The sequence below is a fragment of the Saccharothrix saharensis genome (assembly GCF_006716745.1).
Classification (GTDB): Bacteria; Actinomycetota; Actinomycetes; order Mycobacteriales; family Pseudonocardiaceae; genus Actinosynnema; species Actinosynnema saharense.
Map to the genome: position 1 here is coordinate 6,602,052 of NZ_VFPP01000001.1, position 19,051 is coordinate 6,621,102.

Consider the following 19,051-nt stretch of genomic DNA (forward strand, 5'->3'; position numbering starts at 1 on the left):
GGACCTATTGACAGAGAGGTCTAGACCTATTTACGGTTCGGTGGCTGCGTCGTGGCCGCCGCCTCGTGCAGGAGGTGTGCTGGTCTTGTCCAGGAGATCCAGGTTCTCGCCGCTCGTGGCGTTGCTCGCCGGGGTGGTCGGACTCGTCGTCGCCGTCGTGTCCCCGTCGTCGCCCACTGCCGCCGCCGCGGGAGAGGAGTGCCGTCCCGACGGCCTCTACCAGACCCCCGGCGTCGCCGTACCGTACTGCTCCGTCTACGACACCGACGGTCGGGAGTCGTTGGGCGCCAACCACTCCCGCCGCGTCATCGGTTACTTCACCAGTTGGCGCACGGGCCGCAACGGCGCGCCCGCCTACCTCGCGTCCGACATCCCGTGGAGCAAGGTCACGCACCTGAACTACGCGTTCGCGCACATCGACGCGCAGAACCGGGTGTCCGTCGGGCCCGACGGCCCGGACAACGCCTCCACCGGCATGACGTGGCCGGGCGTCGAGCCGGACCCGTCGCTGCCGTACAAGGGTCACTTCAACCTGCTGAACAAGTACAAGAAGCAGTACCCGAACGTGAAGACGTTGATCTCGGTCGGCGGCTGGGCGGAGACGGGCGGCTTCTTCAACGCCGACGGCACGCGCAACGCCTCCGGCGGCTTCTACAAGCTCGGCGCGCAGCCGCAGGCCACCGTGGACGCGTTCGCCGACTCCGCCGTCGACTTCATCCGCAAGTACGGCTTCAACGGCGTGGACATCGACTACGAGTACGCCACGTCGAACAACCACGCCGGGAACCCGGACGACTTCTGGATCTCCAACGCCAACCGCGGCACGCTGTGGGCGGGCTACGAGAAGATCATGAAGACGTTGCGGGAGAAGCTGGACCGCGCCTCGGCGCAGGACGGCAGGCACTACCTGCTCACCGCCGCCGTGCCCGCCTCGGGCTGGCTGCTGCGCGGCCAGGAGGCCTACCAGGTCACCCGCTACCTCGACTACCTCAACGTGATGAGCTACGACCTGCACGGCTCGTGGAACCACTTCGTCGGCCCGAACGCCGCGCTCTACGACGACGGCAAGGACGGCGAGCTCGCCGCCGGCGGCGTCTACACCGCGCCGCAGTACGAGGGCATGGGCTACCTGAACACCGACTGGTCCTACCACTACTACCGCGGTGCGATGCAGGCCGGCCGGATCAACATCGGCGTCCCGTTCTACAGCCGCGGCTGGCAGGGCGTCACCGGCGGCACGAACGGGCTGTGGGGCCGGGCCGCGTTGCCGGACCAGACGAAGTGCCCGCCCGGCACGGGCTCCAGCGTCGGCTCGACCACCCCGTGCGGCAACGGCGCGGTCGGCATCGACAACCTGTGGCACGACTCCACCGCGGGCGGCGCGGAAGTGCCGTCGGGCGTGAACCCCATGTGGCACGCCAAGAACCTGGAGAACGAGATCACGCCGGACTACCTGGCCCAGCACGGCCTGGACCCGGCCAACGACCCGACCGACCGGATCTCCGGCTCCTACAACCGCTTCTACGACAGCACGCTCGCCTCGCCGTGGCTGTGGAACGCCGACAAGAAGGTGTTCCTGTCCACTGAGGACGAGCAGTCCATCGCGGCCAAGGCGAAGTACGTGGCGGACAAGGGCATCGGCGGCATCATGATCTGGGAGCTGGCGGGCGACTACCGCTTCGACAGCGCCAAGGGGCAGTACACGGTCGGCGACACCCTGCTCACCAAGATCAACGAGGGGTTGCGCGGCGCGGCGCCCTACGGCGCGCGGAAGGCCTCCGGGACCACGCCGAGCCAGGTGCTGAACGTGAGCGCGACCGTCTCCGGGTTCGCCCTCGGCGACAACAACTACCCGATCACGCCGAAGCTGAAGCTGACCAACAACTCGACCACCACCCTGCCGGGCGGCACGAAGATCGAGTTCGACTACGGCACCAGCGCGCCCGGCAGCATGGCCGACCAGTCCGGCTTCGGGCTGCGGGTCACCGCCAAGGGCCACTCCGGCAGCAACGTCGGCGGCCTGAAGGGCGACTTCCAGCACGTCGAGCTCACGTTGCCGACCTGGCAGTCCCTCGCGCCCGGCGCGTCGGTGGACGTCGCGCTGAGCTACCAGCTACCGATCGCGTCGCCGTCGAACTTCAAGCTGACCTTCGGCGGCCAGTCCTACGCCATCGCCTCCGACCACCCGCGCGGCGGCGGCTCCGACCAGACCACCACCACGACTACGACTACGACTACGACGACCACCACCACGACCAGCCAACCGAGCTGCACCGCGCCCGCGTGGGACCGCGCCAAGGTCTACAACGGCGGCAACGAGGTCTCCCACAAGGGCAAGCGCTGGCAGGCCAAGTGGTGGACGCAGGGCGACGAGCCGGGTACGACCGGCGAGTGGGGCGTCTGGCGCGACCTCGGCGCCTGCTGAGGGTTCCTGACGTGCGCCGACCTGCGCCTGAGGCATCCCTTACCCGCCGTCTGCCACCCCTTACGGCGGCGGGTAAGGGCACCAGCGCCGCAACCAACGTGAACGCCCGATGCCCGCGGGCCCGCCTCAGGACGACTCTTCGTGTCATCAGGGAAGCAAGACGACACGAGGAGCAGGTCATCATGGAGTGGACGCCCGAGTCCTTGAAGGCGGAGATCGACTACCGGCAGGCCGCGCTGCGCGCGGACGCGGCGCACTACCGCGTCGGCCGGCAGGCGCACGCGGCGAAGCGGTCCTGGTGGCGGCGCCTGGGCCATCGTCCCGGCCCGGATCTGCCCGCCGGGGGAAATGACCACCGCGACGCCGCCTGAGGTGTGACAGCATGCCTGGTGTGGCACGCCTCGGTTCCGGAATCCCCTTGGTGGCGCGTAGCCGGGAGATGACCAGGCTGCGCGCCGCCCTGGACGACGCCGCGCGCGGCGAGGCAGGCGCGATCCTGCTGGCAGGCGACGCGGGCGTGGGCAAGACCCGGCTGGTGGACGAGCTGTCCGCCACCGCGGGTGACGCGCTCGTGCTCACCGGGCGCTGCCTGGACGTCGGCGAGACCGGCCTGCCGTACCTCCCCTTCACCGAGGCGTTGGGGCAGGTGCGGCGGGCCGGTCTGCTCGACGTCGCCGCCCGGCCGGCCCTGGCCCTGCTGCTGCCCGAGCTGGCGCTGCCCGCGGGCCACGACGGCAGCACGTCGGTCTCCGGCCTGCCGTCGCACCTGGTCGGCCGCCGTCCCGAGCAGGACATCGGCCAGCTCCAGCTGTTCGACGCGGTGCACGGCCTGCTCGGCGAGCTGGCCGAGCAGCGGCCCGTGCTGCTGGTGCTCGAGGACCTGCACTGGGCCGACGCCTCCACCCGCTACCTGTTGTCGTTCCTGCTCTCGCGGCTGCGCGCGCAGCGGCTGCTGGTGGTCGGCACCTACCGCTCCGACGACCTGCACCGCAGCCACCCGCTGCGCCCCCTGCTCAACGAGCTGGTGCGGCTGCCCGCCGTGCGCCGGCTCGACCTGACGCCGTTGAGCGCGATCGACGCGCGCTCCTTCGTCGCCGCGCTGGCCGACGACCTGTCCGACGAGCTGGTCCTGGAGGTCGCCGAGCGCTCCGACGGCAACCCGTTCTTCGCCGAGGAGCTGATCGCGGTCGCCGCCTGCGGTGACCGCGAGGTGCCGTGGACGCTCGCCGAGGTGCTGCTGGCCCGCATCGAACGCCTCTCCCCGGACGCGCAGCGCGTGGTGCGGGTCGCGTCGGTCGGCGGCCGGTCGGTGCGCCACGACCTGCTGCGCGACGTGGCCGGCATGGACGACGTGGTGCTCGACACCGCGCTGCGCGAGGCCGTGCAGCACCACGTGCTGGTGGTCGACGGCGCGGAGGTGTACACGTTCCGGCACGCGTTGCTGCGCGAGACCGTCTACAACGACCTGCTGCCGGGTGAGCGCGTGCGGCTGCACTCCGCGTACGCGGACCGGCTGGCGTCGTCCGACGACCGGGGCGCCGCCGCCGCGCTGGCCCACCACAGCCTGGAGTCCCACGACCTGGCCCGTGCCCTGCGCGCGTCGGTCGAGGCGGGGCAGGAGGCGCAGGCCGCGGGCGCGCCCGCCGAGTCGTTGCGACACCTGGAGCAGGCGCTGAAGCTGTGGCACGCGGTGCCCGCCGACCAGCGACCGCCCGGTTTGACCGAGTTGTCGCTGTTGCGCAGCGCGTCGTGGGCGGCGGGCACGGCGGGCCAGCCCGAGCGGGCCATCGCGTTCGCCCGTACCGGCACCACCGTCGTGGACGGGTCCGACTGCGAGCAGGCCGCCGAGATGTGGCGGCGCTTCGCGCAGGCGTTGCAGGTCATCGACGGCACCGACGACGAGAAGTACCACGCGGTGGAGGAGGCGTGGCGGTTGGTCCGGGACCGGCCCGCCAGCCCGGCCCGCGCGTGGGTGCTGGCCGTGTGGGCGGCGGCGCTGCGGCACGACCGCAAGTACGTCGAGGCGCGGGAGCGGGCCGAGATGGCGGTGGCGGACGGCCGCGCGGCGGGCGCGGAGTCGGCCGTGGCGGACGCGCTGACGACGCTGGGCCTGCTCGACGAGCCCGACGGCCAGGTGTCGCGGGCCCGCGAGCACCTGACGGCCGCGGTGGCGTGCGCGATGGAGGCCGACGCGGTCAGCACCGAGCTGCGCGCGCGGTACTTCCTCGGCATGCACCACTACGACCTCGGCGAGCTGGCCGAGGCCGCGCGGGTGTTCGGCGAGGGCGTGGCGCGGGCCAAGGCGACCGGCCTGACGTGGAGCTCGTTCGGGCTGGAGCTGCGCATCCTGCAGGTGTTGACCGAGTACTACCGCGGCGACTGGGACCGCGCGGCGACCGCCGCCGAACCGCCCGGCCTGCGGGTGTCCAGCACGGTGTCGGCGCGGCTGGCCGCGGCGGGCACGCACGTGGCGGTCAGCCGGGGCGAGTTCGACCAGGCCGAGCGGATGATCCGGGAGCTGCGCGCGGACTGGCACCGCGACCTGCAGATCGCGTTGATCACCGGTGGCACGGGTGCGGAGCTGGCGTTGTGGCGGGGGCAGCCCGAGCTGGCCGTGGAGCGGGTCGCGGACGCGATCAGCTGGTCGCGCAAGGAGGGCGAGTGGCTGCTGGCGGGCATCCGGCTGGCCGCCCTCGGCGTGGCCGGGCACGGGGAGATCGCGGCGCGGGCGCGACGGCGCAAGGACCGGGCGGCCGAGGAGGCCGCCGTGCGGGCGGGTCGGGAGCTGGGCGAGTACGCGCGCACCACGGCCGAGCTGGGCATCCCGCGTTCGGGTGCGTTGGGTCCGGAGGGCCGCGCGTGGCTGCTGAGGGTGGCGGCGGAGGAGTCCCGGTTGACCGGGTCGGGCGATCCGGAGCTGTGGCGGCAGGTGGTGGACGGGTTCGGCTTCGGGTCGGTGTTCGAGCAGGCGGTCTGCCGGTGGCGGCTGGCCGAGGCGCTGCTGGGCGCGGACCGGCGCGAGGCGGCGGCGGCGGAGTTGCGGCTGGCCGGCGCGGTGGCCGAGGAGCTGGGCGCGGTGCCGTTGCGGGAGGCGCTGGACCTGGTCGCCCGACGGGCCCGGGTGGCGTTGCGCGACGTCGGGCCGCGCGACCGGGTGGACCCGTTCACGCCGCGGGAGCGGTCGGTGCTGGAGCTGGTCGCGCTGGGTCGGACGAACCGGCAGGTCGGCGAGGAGCTCTACATCTCGGAGAAGACCGTCAGCGTGCACCTGAGCCGGATCATGTCCAAGCTGGGCGCGAGCCGCCGGGCCGAGGCCGTGGCCAACGCCTTCGACCGCGGCCTGCTGGACCTGCCACCCCCACCCGACCCCGCGTGAGCCCTACCTCCGGCACGCGTGCGTCCTGCGTCCCGTCACCCCGGGTCCGACGCTCACGACGAACGGCGTCAGGCCCGAGCGTCGGATCCGGGTGTTCCGAACGCACGACTCTCGTGCTCCCCACGTCGGAACCGCGGGGGTCAGACCTCGGGACTAGGTGGCGTCATCCCGCCGGTTGACCACCGGTTCCGCCGCCGAGGTGACGCCTGCCGAGGCGCGTGCCCCCTAGCTTTCTCGACGTCAACCAGACCCGAGGAATCGAGGGAGCATGTCCGCACTGGTGTCCGACGTCGGGACCCGCACCGCAGTAGCCGCCGCGAACCTGGTGAAGGTGTACGGCAAGGGCGACACCGCCGTGCGGGCGCTGGACGGGGTCAGCGTCGCGTTCGCGGCGGGCCGCTTCACCGCCATCATGGGCCCGTCCGGGTCCGGCAAGTCGACGATGATGCACTGCCTGGCCGGGCTCGACAACGTCGACGCCGGCAGCGTGCACATCGGCGGCACCGAGATCACCTCGCTGGGTGACAAGGAGCTGACCCGGCTGCGACGTGACCGGGTCGGGTTCGTGTTCCAGGCGTTCAACCTGCTGCCCACGCTCACCGCCGAGGCCAACATCCTGCTCGGCCTGGAGCTGGCCGGCCGCAAGCCCGACCGCGAGTGGTTCGACACGATCGTGGACGTGCTCGGCCTGCGCGACCGGCTCAAGCACAAGCCGACCGAGCTGTCCGGCGGCCAGCAGCAGCGCGTGGCCTGCGCCCGCGCCCTGGTCGCCCGGCCGGACGTGGTGTTCGCCGACGAGCCGACCGGCAACCTGGACTCGCGGTCCGGCGCCGAGGTGCTGGACTTCCTGCGCATGTCCGTGCGCAAGCTCGGCCAGACCGTGATCATGGTGACGCACGACCCGGTCGCCGCGTCCTACGCCGACCGCGTCGTGCTGATGGCCGACGGCCACCTCGCGGGCGAGATCGAGAACCCGACCGCCGACTCCGTGCTGTCCGCGCTCAAGCACCTGGGGGCGTGACCTGATGCTGCGCACGATCATCGCGGGTCTCAAGGCCCGCACCGCGCGGCTCGTGCTGTCCTCGGTGGCGATCGCCCTCGGCGTCGCCTTCGTGACCGGCACCCTGGTGCTCGGCGACGCCATGAACGCGAGCCTGCGCGACGAGTTCGCCAAGAGCGCGCGCAACGTCGACGTCTCCGTCACGGTGTCCGGCGAACCGTCCTCCGCCGAGGAAGTCCGGGGCATCACCCCCGAGACGCTGGCCAGGATCCGGCAGGCGCCGGGCGTCGCGGGCGCGGACCCGCGCGACTCGAACACCGTGCCGCTCGTCGCGGCCAACGGCAAGGCGAAGACCGCGTGGGCGGTGTCGCTGGCGAGCAACGAGAAGCTGCGCGAGTTCGACCTCGTGGACGGCCGCTACCCGGCCGGGGACGACGAGATCGCGGTCGACCAGCGCACCGCCACCACGGCCAAGCTGACGATCGGCCAACCGGTCGTGCTGCTGGGCAAGGGGGACGTGCGGCACACGTACACGCTCGTCGGCACGTACCAGCAGGGCACGAACCCGCTGTCGCTGTCCGGGTTCGACCACGTCGGGCTGACGCCGGAGGCGTTCCAGGCGCTGGAGCCGGAACGGCCGCCGTACCAGGTGGTCGCCACCGCCGCGCCCGGCTTCACGCAGCAGCAGGTCGCCGACAACGTCCGCCAGGCCATCGGGGGCCAGGGCTACCGCATCCAGACCGGCGACGAGCTGACGAAGGAGACCCTGGAACGGGTCGAGTCGCAGGCCGGTGAGTTCACCACGGTGCTGCTGGCGTTCGCGATCATCGCGCTCGTCGTCGCGGCCATGGTCATCTACAACACGTTCACCATCCTGGTCGCCCAGCGCACCCGCGAGCTGGCGCTGATGCGCTGCGTGGGCGCGAGCCGGGGCCAGGTGTTCCGGGGCGTGCTGGCCGAGGCGCTGGTGATGGGCCTGACCGCGTCGGTGATCGGCCTGTTCGGCGGCATCGGCGTGTCGGCCCTGCTGCAACGGGTGATCTTCTCGTTCGACGGCGGTGAGGGGACCGTGCAGCTGCCGGTGACGGTGACGACGGTGCTCGCCGCGTTCGCCGTCGGCACGCTGATCACGGTGCTCGCCGCGGTGCTGCCCGCCCGCAAGGCGACCCGGGTCGCCCCGGTGGCCGCGCTGCGCAGCCAGCCCGACAGCGGCGAGGAGGTCTCGCGCACCGGCGTGCTGCGCGTGCTGACCGCCGTGCTGTTCGCGGTGGTCGGGGTCGGCGCGGTCGTGTTCGGGATGAACCTGGAGGACGAGGACGCCGCGATGTTCATCAGCGGCGCGGGGACGATGGCGCTGCTGGCCGCGGTGCTCGTGCTCGGCCCGCTGCTGGTCGGCCCGGTCAACCGGGTGCTCGGCGCCGTGCCGCGGGCGCTGCTCGGCGTGCCCGCCAAGCTCGCGTCCGCCAACGCGGGCCGCAACCCCAAGCGCACCGCCGCGACCACGGCGGCGTTGATGATCGGCGTGACGATCGTGTCGCTGGTGACCGTGGTCGCCAACAGCGCCAAGGAGACCGCCAACGCCGAGATCGACCAGCGGATGCCCGCCGACTACACGGTGACGTCCGCCGTCTACGACCGGCCGCTGCCCAAGGAGCTGGCCGACGAGCTGGCCGCCGTGCCGGAGGTGGCGCGCGTCGCGCCGACCACGGTGATCTACGGCGAGCGCGGCTACTTCACCGGCGTGCCGCAGGACGCGATCGGCACCCTGTTCCGGCCCACCGCCACCAGCGGGTCGCTCGCCGACCTGCGCGAGGGCACCATCGCGGTGAACGCCGAGTACGCCAAGCGCGAGGGCGTGTCGGTCGGCTCCACGGTGACGCTCAAGGAGGGCGGGTCGAACGAGTCGCAGCAGCTCAAGGTGGTCGCGGTGGTCGAGGGGCAGCGGCTGTCCGACGGCATCATGACCGCGGAGACGGCGCAGCGCTTCCCCCGTGCCGCCGAGGGCTACGACAGCATCCTGGTCAAGCTGAAGGACAGCGCGACCAACGGGCGCGCGGCGGTGGAGAAGGTCACCGACCCGTCGCCGCTGGCGCTGGTCGACAGCGCGGCGGAGACCAAGGAGCAGTTGAACAAGCAGCTCAACCAGGTGCTCGGGTTCATCTGGGCGCTGATCGGGCTGGCCGTGGTGATCGCGTTGTTCGGCATCGCCAACACGTTGACGCTGTCGGTGCTCGAGCGGACGCGGGAGTCGGCGTTGCTGCGGGCGCTGGGGCTGACGAAGGGCCAGCTGCGGCTGATGCTGGTGGTCGAGTCGGTGCTGATGGCGCTGATGGGGGCGGCGATCGGGCTGCTGCTCGGGATCGGGTTCGGCTGGGTGATCACGGAGGCGCTGTCGAACGACACGCTCTCGGTGGACCTGGTGGTGCCGTTCGGGCAGATCGGGGTGATGCTCGCGGGTGCCGTGGTGGCGGCTGTGGTGGCCGCCGCGCTGCCCGCGCGGCGGGCCGCTCGCACCTCGGTGGTCGCGGGGATGGCCGAGGCGTGAGAGGGGCCCGGTGGCCCGGCTCTTCTTCGGGGGAGGAGCCGGGCCACCGGGCTTCACGCGTTCATCGGGGTGGCGGGGGTCACAGAATTTCTTGCGAGCGCGCGTCACGTCCGGCCTCGGATCGCCTCTAACAGGGTGCGGGGTGGCCCGAGCGAGGGCCGGGCCACCCGGCCTCCCCCGTCTCACTTTCGGTGGATCCGCCATCACGGTCGGCGCACGAGAGCGCTTCAGATTGTTGCGGAACGATGTCGACCGGTCTTTCCCGGGTTGACAGTCGGTGCCTGGACTCACAAGTGTGAGAGCGCTCTCATGAGAGCGCTCTCACGGTGTCGGGTCGTACCCGGCGAGTGCGTCGAGGAGGACGGATGAGCAGGACTCTGGCCGGTCGGGCCACGTCGATCACCGCGGTGGCCCTGGCGGCCACGCTGGTGGCGGCCTGCGGTGGCGGGGGAGGTGACGCGGGGGACGGCAAGATCAAGCTGTCGATCGGGATCTTCTCCGACTTCGGCTACACCGACCTGATCAAGGAGTACCAGGCGGCGCACCCGGACATCGAGGTCGAGCAGCGCACGGTCAAGATGGAGCAGCACCACACCCAGCTCGCCACGCAGCTCGCGGGCGGCCGGGGCGCGGCGGACATCGTGGCCATCGAGGAAGGCAACATCACGCAGTTCCGCCAGTCCAAGGACAAGTTCGTCAACCTCGCCGACCACGGGGCCAAGGAGCTGGAGGGCCAGTGGGCGGCCTGGAAGTGGAACCAGGGCACCGCCGACGGAGGCGACTTCGTACTGGGCCTGGGCACGGACATGGGCAGCCTGGCGCTGTGCTACCGGCGTGACCTGTTCGAGGCGGCGGGGCTGCCCACCGACCGGGAGGCCGTCGGCGCGCTGTGGCCGACCTGGGACGCGTACCTGGAGGTCGCGGACACCTTCAGCCGGAAGACGCCGAACGTGAAGTTCGTCGACACGGCCCAGAACGTCTACAAGGCGATCCTCGACCAGACCGAGGAGGGCTACTTCGCCAAGGCCGACGACTCGTTCATCGGCGACAAGAACGACAAGGTGGAGCAGGCCTTCACGCTCGCCGCGAGCCTGGGCGAGAAGAAGCAGACCGGCGCGCTGGCCCCGTTCAGCCAGGACTGGAACGTCGCGCTCAAGCAGGCGTCCTTCGCCACCACCACGTGCCCGGCCTGGGCGCTCGCGCTGATCAAGGCCGGCGCGGGTGACGAGGCGGCGGGCAAGTGGGACGTGGCCGCCGCGCCCGGTGGCGGCGGCAACTGGGGCGGGTCGTTCCTGGCCGTGCCCAAGCAGACCGAGCACCCGAAGGAAGCCTACGAGCTGGCCAAGTGGTTGACCGCGCCGGAGCAGCAGAAGCGGATCTTCAAGGAGACCGGCAACCTGCCCAGCGAGCCCGCCGCGTACAAGGACCCCGAGGTCACCGCGACGACCAACGAGTACTTCAACGGCGCGCCCGTCGGCCGGATCTTCGGCGACTCGGCCGAGAGCCTCAAGCCCACCTACCGCGGCACCAAGGACTCCAAGGTGACCCCGGTCTTCAACAACGCCCTGTCGCGCGTGGAGACCGGCAAGCAGTCCACCGCGGAGGCGTTCGACCAGGCCGTCCGGGAAGCGCGGGACGCCGCCAAGTGACGGTCGCACCGGAACGGGCGACGGCGGGGCGGGGCACGACGCCCGCCCCGCCGTCGGCGCAGCGCCTGTCGTGGCGGGACAAGCTCGGCCGGCTCGACACGAAGTACACGCCGTACCTGGTCATCGCGCCGTTCTTCGTGGTGTTCGGGATCTTCGGCCTCTACCCGCTGCTCTACACCGCCTGGGTGTCGCTGCACGACTGGCAGCTCATCGACGGCGACCAGGGCTTCACCGGCCTGGCCAACTACACCGCGCTGCTGTCCGACGGGAACTTCTGGAACGCGCTGGGCAACACCGTCAGCCTGTTCCTGCTCTCCACGGTCCCGCAGCTGTTCGCCGCGCTCGGCCTGGCCACCCTGCTGGACCGCGGCCTGCGCGGCCGGGCGTTCTGGCGGGCGGGGGTGCTGCTGCCCAACGTCATCTCGGTGGCGGCGGTGGCGCTGGTGTTCGCGCAGTTGTTCGGCCGCGACTTCGGCATCGTCAACGCCCTGCTCGGCTTCGTCGGGATCGACCCGGTGGACTGGCGCGCGGAGACGTGGGCCTCGCACCTGGCGATCAGCTCGATGGTGATGTGGCGCTGGACGGGTTACAACGCGCTGATCTACCTGGCCGCGATGCAGTCGGTGCCCAAGGACATGTACGAGTCGGCCATGCTGGACGGCGCCTCGCGCCGGCGGGTGTTCTGGTCGATCACCGTGCCGAGCATCCGGCCGACGATCCTGTTCACCGTCATCGTGTCGACCATCGGCGGCATGCAGCTGTTCGTGGAGCCGCAGCTGTTCGACCCGGGCGGCACGGCCACCGGCACCGGCGGCGACGACCGGCAGTTCCAGACCCTGGTGATGTACCTGTACGAGAAGGGCTTCCGGTTGTTCGACGCGGGCTACTCCTCGGCCATCGCGTGGGTGTTGTTCCTGGTGATCCTGGTGGTCGCGGTCGTGAACTTCGCGGTGGCGCGGCGCATCGCGTCGAAGGGGTGAGGCCGGTGGGCACGAAACGTCTCACGCGCTCGGGACCGGTCGCGTACGCGGTGCTGGTGGTTGTGCTGCTCGCGTCGGTGTTCCCGCTGTACTACTCGTTCCTCATCGCGAGCAAGGACAACTCCGCGCTGGGCGACGCGGTGCCGTCGCTGGTGCCCGGCGGGAACCTGTTCGACAACCTGACCAGGGTGTTCGACACCGTCGACTTCTGGCTCGCCATGCAGAACTCGCTGGTGGTGGCGGGCACGGTGGCGATCAGCAACGTGGTGCTGGGCACGCTGGCGGGGTTCGCGTTCGCCCGGCTGCGGTTCCGGGGCGGCAACGCGCTGTTCCTCGTCGTGGTCGGCACCTCGATGGTGCCCACGCAGCTCGGCGTCATCCCGCTCTACATGCTGATGTCGGACCTGGACTGGTACGGCACGCTCCAAGCGGTCATCGTGCCCGCGCTGATCGGCGCGTTCTCGGTGTTCTGGATGCGGCAGGCGTGCGAGGAGTCGGTGCCGTACGAGCTGGTCGAGGCGGCACGGGTGGACGGCTGCTCGGTGCTCAAGACGTTCTGGCACGTCGCGTTCCCGGCGGTGCGGCCCCAGGCGGCGGTGATGGGCATGTTCACGTTCATGACCGCCTGGAACGACTTCTTCTGGCCGCTGATCGTGCTGGACCCCAACGACAGCCCCACGGTGCAGGTGGCATTGTCGACGTTGGCCAGCGGTTACTACACGGACTACTCGCTGATGCTCTCCGGCGCGTCGCTCGCGGTGCTGCCGGTGGTCGCGATCTTCATCCTGCTGGCGCGGCAGATCGTCGGCGGGATCATGCAGGGCGCTGTGAAGGGGTGAGCTCGTAGATGACGACAACCGACCCGGACACCGAGGTCGGGCGGGACCTGTTGCGCTTCCCACCGGATTTCCTGTGGGGTGCGGCGACGGCGTCCTTCCAGATCGAGGGGGCGACCGGGGTGGACGGGCGCGGTCCGTCCATCTGGGACACGTTCGCGACCAGGCCGGGCGCGGTGCTCGGCGGTGACACCGGTGAGCCGGCGTGCGACCACTACCACCGCTACGCCTCCGACGTGGAGCTGATGGCGGAGCTGGGGCTGGGCGCGTACCGGTTCTCGGTGGCCTGGCCGCGCATCCAGCCGCTCGGCGCGGGCCCCGTGGAGCCCAGGGGTCTGGCGTTCTACGACCGGCTGGTGGACGAGGTCCTGGGCCGGGGCATCCAGCCGGTGGCCACGCTGTACCACTGGGACCTGCCGCAGGCGCTGGAGGACCGCGGCGGGTGGCGCGACCGCGACACCGCCCACCGGTTCGCCGAGTACGCGGCGCTGGTGCACGAGCGCCTGGGCGACCGCGTCACGACGTGGACGACGCTGAACGAACCGTGGTGCTCGGCGTTCCTCGGGTACGCCAACGGCGTCCACGCGCCGGGCGTGGTCGACCCGAAGGCGTCGCTGGAAGCCGCGCACCACCTCCTGCTCGGGCACGGCCTGGCGACGCGGGCCCTGCGCGCGCAGGCGCCCGCCGACCACCGGTTCTCCATCGTGCTCAACTTCTGCGCGGTGGTGGCGGAGGACGACGAGGCGTCGCGGGAGGCGGCGCGCAAGGTCGACGGCCTGCAGAACCGGCTGTTCCTCGACCCGCTGGCCGGCCGCGGCTACCCGGCGGACGTCGTCGAGGACACGGCCTGGCTGGGCGACTGGACGGCCGTCGTGCGCGACGGCGACCTGGACGCGATCGCCACGCCGATCGACTGGATGGGCGTGAACTACTACAGCCCGACCCGGGTCGCCGCCGCGGCCGACCCCCTGGTGGTCACCGGCGGCCCGTTCCCGGGGCTGCGCGGCGTGGAGTTCCTGCCGCCGCGCGGCGAGGTGACCGGCATGGGCTGGGAGGTCGACGCGACCGGGCTCACCGGGCTGCTGCGCCGCCTCCAGCGCGACGTCGGCGTGCCGCTGGTGGTCACCGAGAACGGCTCGGCGTTCCCCGACGTGGTCGAGGACGGTCGGGTGGAGGACGAGGCCAGGACCCGGTACCTGGTCGACCACCTGCGCGCGGCGCACGCGGCCATCGCCGCGGGCGTGGACCTGCGCGGGTACTTCGCGTGGTCGCTGCTGGACAACTTCGAGTGGGCGGAGGGGTACAGCCAGCGGTTCGGCATCGTGCACGTCGACTACGACACCCAGGTGCGCACGGTGAAGCGGAGCGGCCGGACGCTGGCCCGGGTGATCGGCGCCAACGCCGTCCCGGTCGACGGCTACGACCTGGGGTGACCGGTCGGTCGTGACCGGTCGGACGGGGGCCGCATGTCGCCGCGGCGGCCCCCGCCCGACGCCCGCACCACCGAGGCCATCACGTCGTGCCGCACGAGCAGACCGACGATGTGCCCTTCGCCCTCGACGTAGGTGACCGCGGTGCACGTGCGGATCTCGGCCACGACCCGGCGCGCGATGGCCACCGGCACGTTGGTGTCCGCCGTGCCGTGCCACACCTCGACCGGCGACGTGATGTCGGCCAGCGCGAAGCCCCACGGCCGGGCGATCATCGCGAGTTCCTGCGCCGCCGCGCGCCCGCCGTCGCGCAACGCCGCCGCGGCCGCGGCCGTCAGCCACCCGGTGTCGATCCGCGCGAGCGCGCGGCGGTCGGCCTCGGAGGCCTGCTCCACCAACGACCGTTCCCACCGCCGCGCCTTGGTGGGGTTGTTCATCATCCGGCTGAGCAGCAGCGTCTGCGCCCGGAGCAGCCACGGCGCGCGCTGCGCCATCATGATCAACCGCCGGTTGACCGGCTGCATCCCCTCCCGCACCCACTTCTCGTGCGCCGGACCCATGGCGGCCAGCAAGATCGTGGTGGTCAGGCGGTCGGGCAGGGCGTGCGCGAGCACCGCCGCGTGCGGTCCGCCACCGGACTCGCCGACGGAGGCGAACCGGTCCAGCCCGAGCTCGTCGGCCAGGTGGGCGATGTCGTCGGCGTACCGGAGCAGGGAGCGGCGCGGGTCGAAGTCCGAGGCGCCCGCGCCCGGCTTGTCGATCGAGATCCAGCGCACGCCCGCCTCGCGCGCGGCGTCGTCGTAGACCCCGCCGAGCAGCCCGGACGCGGGCCACCCCGGCGTGTAGAGGCAGGGCACGCCCGCCGGATCGCCGAACTCGTAGTACGCCAGCCGTCGTCCGTCGGGCAGGGTCACCGTCCGCGCGGGCACGTCCTCCATGACCTCGATCATGCGCGATCCCGGGCCCGGTGTGACCGGGCGTTCACGCTCGGCGAAGACCTAGGCGGACTCGCGGCGGACCAGCACCGTCGGCAGCACCTCGCGGCGCGCCCGGATCTTCTCGCCGCGCAGCAGCCGCAGCAGGTGGGTCACCATGTGGCGGACCTGCGCGTTGGTGTCCTGCCGCACGCTGGTCAGCGCCGGCTTGGTGTGCGGCGCGATCATCGGGTGGTCGTCGAACCCGACGATGGCCACGTCCTGCGGCACCCGCTTGCCCGCCTCGCGCAACGCGTCCAGCGCGCCTTCCGCCATGTAGTCGGACGCCACGAACGCCGCGTCCAGGTCCGGCACGCGGGCCAGCAGCGCCTCCATCGCCCGCCGGCCGCCCTCGCGGGAGAAGCCGCCGTCCGCGGTCATCAGCGCCGTGGTCTCGTCGTCCGCGCCGACCGCCGTGCGCCACCCGTTGAGCCGGTCCATCGCCGAGTGCTCGTCCAGCGGGCCGGTGATCGAGACGACCTTCTTGCGCCCCAACGAGATCAGGTGCTCGGTGGCCAGCAGCCCGCCGCCCTCGTTGTCGTGGTCCACGGTGTGCAGCCCGCGCAGCGAACCCCACGGCCGGCCCGCGTGCACCACGGGCAGCGGGAGCTTGCGCGCCACGGACAGCAACTGGTCGCCCTTGTGCGGCGCGAACAACAACGCGCCGTCCACGTGCCCGCCCGCCAGGAACCGCTCGGCCCGCGCCTGGTCCTGCGTCGAGTGCACCAGCATCAGCACCATCTGCACGTCCGCGTCGGCCAGCGAGCGCGCCGCCGACCGGATCAGCCAGGCGAAGTGCGGGTCGTCGAAGATCTTCGGCTCGGGCTCGGAGAACACCACCGCCACCGCGCCGGAACGCCGGGTCACCAGCGCCCGCGCGGCCTGGTTCGGCTGGTAGCCCAGCTCCAGCACCGCCGCCGTGACCGCCTCGTGCGCCTCCGGGCTGACCCGGGGCGACGCGTTGAGCACCCGTGACGCCGTCGCACGGGAGACGCCGGCTTTCGCTGCCACGTCCTCCAGCGTGGGCCTCGTGCCTGAGTGCGACTGAACGGACACGAGCACCACTCCTCGACGATCGGCCTGCGAGCCCAGCTTAGCCGGACGCGACCTGCCGGGAAGCGCTCTCAGCACGACCCGGACCGGTGGCCCGCGCACCGCCTGTGGCGATCGACACGCGCAGCAGCCCGTCCTCCCGGCGCACCGACGTCGGCAGGCCGGCGCGGGCCGCCGTGCGGACCAGACCGGTCTCGGCGGGCAGGCACCAGCCGACCAGTTCGCGGCGACCGGCCGCCCGTGCCGCGCCGGCCAGCGCGCCGAGCAGCGCGGTGCCCACGCCACGACCCTGCCACTCGTCCTCCACCAGCAACGACACCTCGGCGGAGTCCGGTGTGGACATCGGGATGAGCTGGCCGAGCGCGACCACGCGGTCCGCGCACTGCGCCACCGCGGTGCTGCCGCGCGGCGGGCTGAGCAGCCGGTGCAGCCACCGGCGGGGCACGGTCCGCACACCCGCGTGGTAGCGGTGGAACAGGGTGCCCATCGAGCAGCGGGAGTGCAGGTCGGCCACCGCGTCCTCGTCGCCCGCGCGGCCGGGCCGCAGCACCAGCGCCATGCCGTCGTCGGTCAGCAGCGCGGTCGGCTGGGGCGCGGCCACGCCCCGGGCGGCCAGCAGGTCCATCAACGCCTGTCCCCGGGCCCGCTCCACTTGCGTGAACGACGACCACCCGCGCCGCGCGGTGTAGGACTGCGCCGCCTCCGGCGTCGCGGGCGAGGACGCCGGGAAGTCGACCTCGCGGTCCGGGGCGGTGGTGTCGCGGGAGGTGGGGGTGAGGACGACGGAGTCGGCGGCCATGACGATGCGCAGGGCTTCGGCGATGGCGTTGGGGTCGTGCAGCGCGAGGGCGGCGGCGCGCAGGGCCGCGGTCGGGGCGTCGACCAGGTCGTGCAGGTCGGCGGCCGTGATGCCGACGCACCGGCCGCCCTCGGCGCGCACCGCGGCCACCAGGTCGGCGGGCAGCAGGCCGGGCGCGGCCTGGACCACGAGTTCGTCCAGGACGCCGCCGGGCACCGGGATCACCGACAGGGCCAGCACGTTGCAGTCCTGGTCGGCCAGCCGGACGGTCACCCGGGCCAGGGCTCCGGGGCTGTCGTCCAGCTCCACGCGCAGGCGCCAGGTCTTCGGTGTGGTGTCCATGAGCCCAGGTTGTCGGCCCCACGTTGCCGCGCGGGGACGCCGGCGTTTCGGCGACGTGAGGGATCGCCCGCCCGTGCTCGGTCCCGCCCGTGCTCAGTCGCGGCAGTGCGGTGGCGGCAGCGGGTTGAGCGGGCTGCACGGCCACTCGGTGTTCTTCACCGTCGTCGTGGTGGTCGTCGTCACGGCGGCCTCGGTGGAGGTCTCCGGAGGTGGTGGCGGCGCGGCCGGTGGTGGCGTCGTCGTCGTGGTGCGGACGGTGGTGGTCGAGCGCGGCGCCGCCGATATCGCGTCCGTGGTGACGGAGGTGGGCGCCGACGTCGAGCTGCTGGTCGACGGCCGATCCGTGATCCACGTCGAGGCGGGGGTGTCGGCCTGCTGCTCGTCGTTCACCCCGTCGATGTACACGCCGATGAGGACACCGACCAGCGCCGACGCCGCGACGGCCAAGCCGCACGTGGCCCACAGCACCCGCACAGCAAGCCTCCTAACAGAACGTACTCGTGGCGCAACGGTGAGCGGCTGAACAGTACCGCCCGTCGAGGCGTGCTCACCCGACCCAGTGCACCTCGGTCGGGCCCGGAATCCGCTCCACCTCGCTGAGCACGGCTTTCCGGGCCGCAGCGGACAACGAGCGGAACGGCTCCACGGTGACGCACACCCGCCCGCCCTTCTGCTCCTGCGACCACGTCCCGGCCAGCATCCCGTTCACCATGAGTACCGGGGACAGCCATCCCTGCGGTCGGTACACCTTGTCGGGTGACCCACCATCGAGAAGATGCGTGGCGTGGCGTGTTGCCGCGACGACGTACTGGTCGAACGCCGGCAGCAGCCGCACGGTCCGCACCGGCTCGGCCTCGCGCAAGCCCTCGACGTCCTCCGCCCGCGCCCAGTGCGCCACGCCCTCGACGTCCACCGGCACGACCCGCTCGCCCAGCGCCTTGACCACCCGCCCGCCGTCCGCCGGGCTCACCCCCCACCAGCGCGCGAAGTCCTCCCTGGTGGCGGGCCCCTGCTGGGCCAGGAACCGCAGCGCGACCTCCTCGACCGCGTCCGCCCGGGGGACCGGCCCGACCCCGAGCCACGTGCGCGGGTGGGTGAACCGGACGAACCGCCCCTCGCCGGGCCCGAACACCAGCGCGCCCCGGAACGACGCCGGCTTGAGGTACGCACCCCAGCTCTCCCGCAGCTTCTCCCCGAGGTGCGCGGACGTGCGGGCGGCGACCTCGTCGGCCAGCTCGGCGCGGGTCAGCACGCGGTCGCGCAACGCCTCGCCGACCGCGTCGACCAGCGCGTCCAGCTCGTCGGCGGTGACGTGGAAGTTCCGCAGCCACACCGGCTTGAGGTAGTGCTCGTAGGTGGCGAACCCGGCCTGCCAGAGGGGGTACTCGGCGGCGGGCAGCAGGTGCAGGGTGCCGCGCATCGACCACGTCTTGACCAGCGTGCGGTCGGTCCACAGCGCCCGTGCCACGGCGTCGTCCGCGAGCCCGTCGACGCGGGCGCGCAACGTGGCCTCGGCCGACGACATGAGCTGCGCGTGCAGCCCGCACAGCCGCGACACCACGTCCGGCGCCTCACCGGCCGGTCGGCGCTCGTCCAGGAAGTGCCGACGGGTGCGCCAGGCCGCGACCTGCCGCCAGGTCAC

14 protein-coding genes are annotated in these 19,051 nt (G+C 72.3%); 9 read left to right on the forward strand and 5 right to left on the reverse strand.

Annotated elements, in window-relative coordinates:
- The first annotated feature begins 85 nt into the window (after window positions 1-85).
- The 9 genes from FHX81_RS30135 to FHX81_RS30175 all read left to right on the forward strand — a co-directional run bounded on the left by FHX81_RS30135 (window position 86) and on the right by FHX81_RS30175 (window position 14,244).
- The gene (locus FHX81_RS30135) at window positions 86-2,425 is read left to right on the forward strand and encodes a chitinase C-terminal domain-containing protein (RefSeq protein WP_141981601.1); all 2,340 of its coding nucleotides are present in this window, start codon (window positions 86-88) and stop codon (window positions 2,423-2,425) included.
- 182 nt (window positions 2,426-2,607) lie between these two features.
- Complete coding sequence (locus FHX81_RS30140) at window positions 2,608-2,796, forward strand: hypothetical protein (protein WP_141981603.1); 189 nt, start codon at window positions 2,608-2,610, stop codon at window positions 2,794-2,796.
- A gap of 11 nt (window positions 2,797-2,807) precedes the next feature.
- Complete coding sequence (locus tag FHX81_RS30145) at window positions 2,808-5,801, forward strand: helix-turn-helix transcriptional regulator (protein WP_141981605.1); 2,994 nt, start codon at window positions 2,808-2,810, stop codon at window positions 5,799-5,801.
- 268 nt (window positions 5,802-6,069) lie between these two features.
- A complete protein-coding gene (locus FHX81_RS30150) occupies window positions 6,070-6,822 on the forward strand; it encodes an ABC transporter ATP-binding protein (RefSeq protein ID WP_141981607.1) in 753 nt (250 codons plus the stop codon).
- 4 nt (window positions 6,823-6,826) lie between these two features.
- Window positions 6,827-9,346 (forward strand): ABC transporter permease, encoded by a 2,520-nt coding sequence (locus FHX81_RS30155; protein ID WP_141981609.1) that lies wholly within the window; start codon window positions 6,827-6,829, stop codon window positions 9,344-9,346.
- A gap of 365 nt (window positions 9,347-9,711) precedes the next feature.
- Window positions 9,712-10,995 carry an extracellular solute-binding protein gene (locus FHX81_RS30160; RefSeq protein WP_141981611.1) on the forward strand — a complete coding sequence of 428 codons (1,284 nt, stop codon included), beginning with the start codon at window positions 9,712-9,714 and terminating at the stop codon, window positions 10,993-10,995.
- A gap of 65 nt (window positions 10,996-11,060) precedes the next feature.
- Window positions 11,061-11,975 carry a carbohydrate ABC transporter permease gene (locus FHX81_RS30165; RefSeq protein ID WP_141984212.1) on the forward strand — a complete coding sequence of 305 codons (915 nt, stop codon included), beginning with the start codon at window positions 11,061-11,063 and terminating at the stop codon, window positions 11,973-11,975.
- A 5-nt stretch (window positions 11,976-11,980) separates the two neighbouring features.
- Window positions 11,981-12,814, forward strand: coding sequence for a carbohydrate ABC transporter permease (locus tag FHX81_RS30170; protein ID WP_170232222.1), 834 nt, complete (start codon window positions 11,981-11,983; stop codon window positions 12,812-12,814).
- Window positions 12,815-12,822: 8 nt separating this feature from the next.
- The gene (locus FHX81_RS30175; protein ID WP_141981615.1) at window positions 12,823-14,244 is read left to right on the forward strand and encodes a GH1 family beta-glucosidase; all 1,422 of its coding nucleotides are present in this window, start codon (window positions 12,823-12,825) and stop codon (window positions 14,242-14,244) included.
- Here FHX81_RS30175 and FHX81_RS30180 read toward each other — a convergent pair.
- The 5 genes from FHX81_RS30180 to FHX81_RS30200 form a co-directional block, all read right to left on the reverse strand.
- On the reverse strand, window positions 14,229-15,191 hold the full coding sequence (locus FHX81_RS30180; protein WP_141981617.1) for an alpha/beta fold hydrolase: 963 nt from the start codon (window positions 15,189-15,191) through the stop codon (window positions 14,229-14,231). The two genes, FHX81_RS30175 and FHX81_RS30180, sit on opposite strands and share 16 nt — an antisense overlap.
- Window positions 15,192-15,239: 48 nt before the next feature.
- The gene (locus FHX81_RS30185; RefSeq protein WP_246108035.1) at window positions 15,240-16,226 is read right to left on the reverse strand and encodes a LacI family DNA-binding transcriptional regulator; all 987 of its coding nucleotides are present in this window, start codon (window positions 16,224-16,226) and stop codon (window positions 15,240-15,242) included.
- An 82-nt stretch (window positions 16,227-16,308) separates the two neighbouring features.
- On the reverse strand, window positions 16,309-17,409 hold the full coding sequence (locus FHX81_RS30190; protein ID WP_141981621.1) for a GNAT family N-acetyltransferase: 1,101 nt from the start codon (window positions 17,407-17,409) through the stop codon (window positions 16,309-16,311).
- Between the two features lie 93 nt (window positions 17,410-17,502).
- Window positions 17,503-17,883, reverse strand: coding sequence for a hypothetical protein (locus FHX81_RS30195; RefSeq protein ID WP_141981623.1), 381 nt, complete (start codon window positions 17,881-17,883; stop codon window positions 17,503-17,505).
- 73 nt (window positions 17,884-17,956) lie between these two features.
- Window positions 17,957-19,051: a winged helix DNA-binding domain-containing protein gene (locus FHX81_RS30200; protein WP_246108312.1), complete on the reverse strand. Its 1,095-nt coding sequence runs from the start codon at window positions 19,049-19,051 to the stop codon at window positions 17,957-17,959.

What these genes read in the sequence shown, in the direction of transcription:
- FHX81_RS30145 (WP_141981605.1), top strand. Translation starts at nt 2,808, where the DNA reads ATGCCTGGTGTGGCACGCCTCGGTTCCGGAATCCCCTTGGTGGCGCGT.
- FHX81_RS30160 (WP_141981611.1), top strand. Translation starts at nt 9,712, where the DNA reads ATGAGCAGGACTCTGGCCGGTCGGGCCACGTCGATCACCGCGGTGGCC.
- FHX81_RS30180 (WP_141981617.1), bottom strand. Translation starts at nt 15,191, where the DNA reads ATGATCGAGGTCATGGAGGACGTGCCCGCGCGGACGGTGACCCTGCCC.
- FHX81_RS30190 (WP_141981621.1), bottom strand. Translation starts at nt 17,409, where the DNA reads ATGGACACCACACCGAAGACCTGGCGCCTGCGCGTGGAGCTGGACGAC.
- FHX81_RS30150 (WP_141981607.1), top strand. Translation starts at nt 6,070, where the DNA reads ATGTCCGCACTGGTGTCCGACGTCGGGACCCGCACCGCAGTAGCCGCC.
- FHX81_RS30140 (WP_141981603.1), top strand. Translation starts at nt 2,608, where the DNA reads ATGGAGTGGACGCCCGAGTCCTTGAAGGCGGAGATCGACTACCGGCAG.
- FHX81_RS30155 (WP_141981609.1), top strand. Translation starts at nt 6,827, where the DNA reads ATGCTGCGCACGATCATCGCGGGTCTCAAGGCCCGCACCGCGCGGCTC.
- FHX81_RS30175 (WP_141981615.1), top strand. Translation starts at nt 12,823, where the DNA reads ATGACGACAACCGACCCGGACACCGAGGTCGGGCGGGACCTGTTGCGC.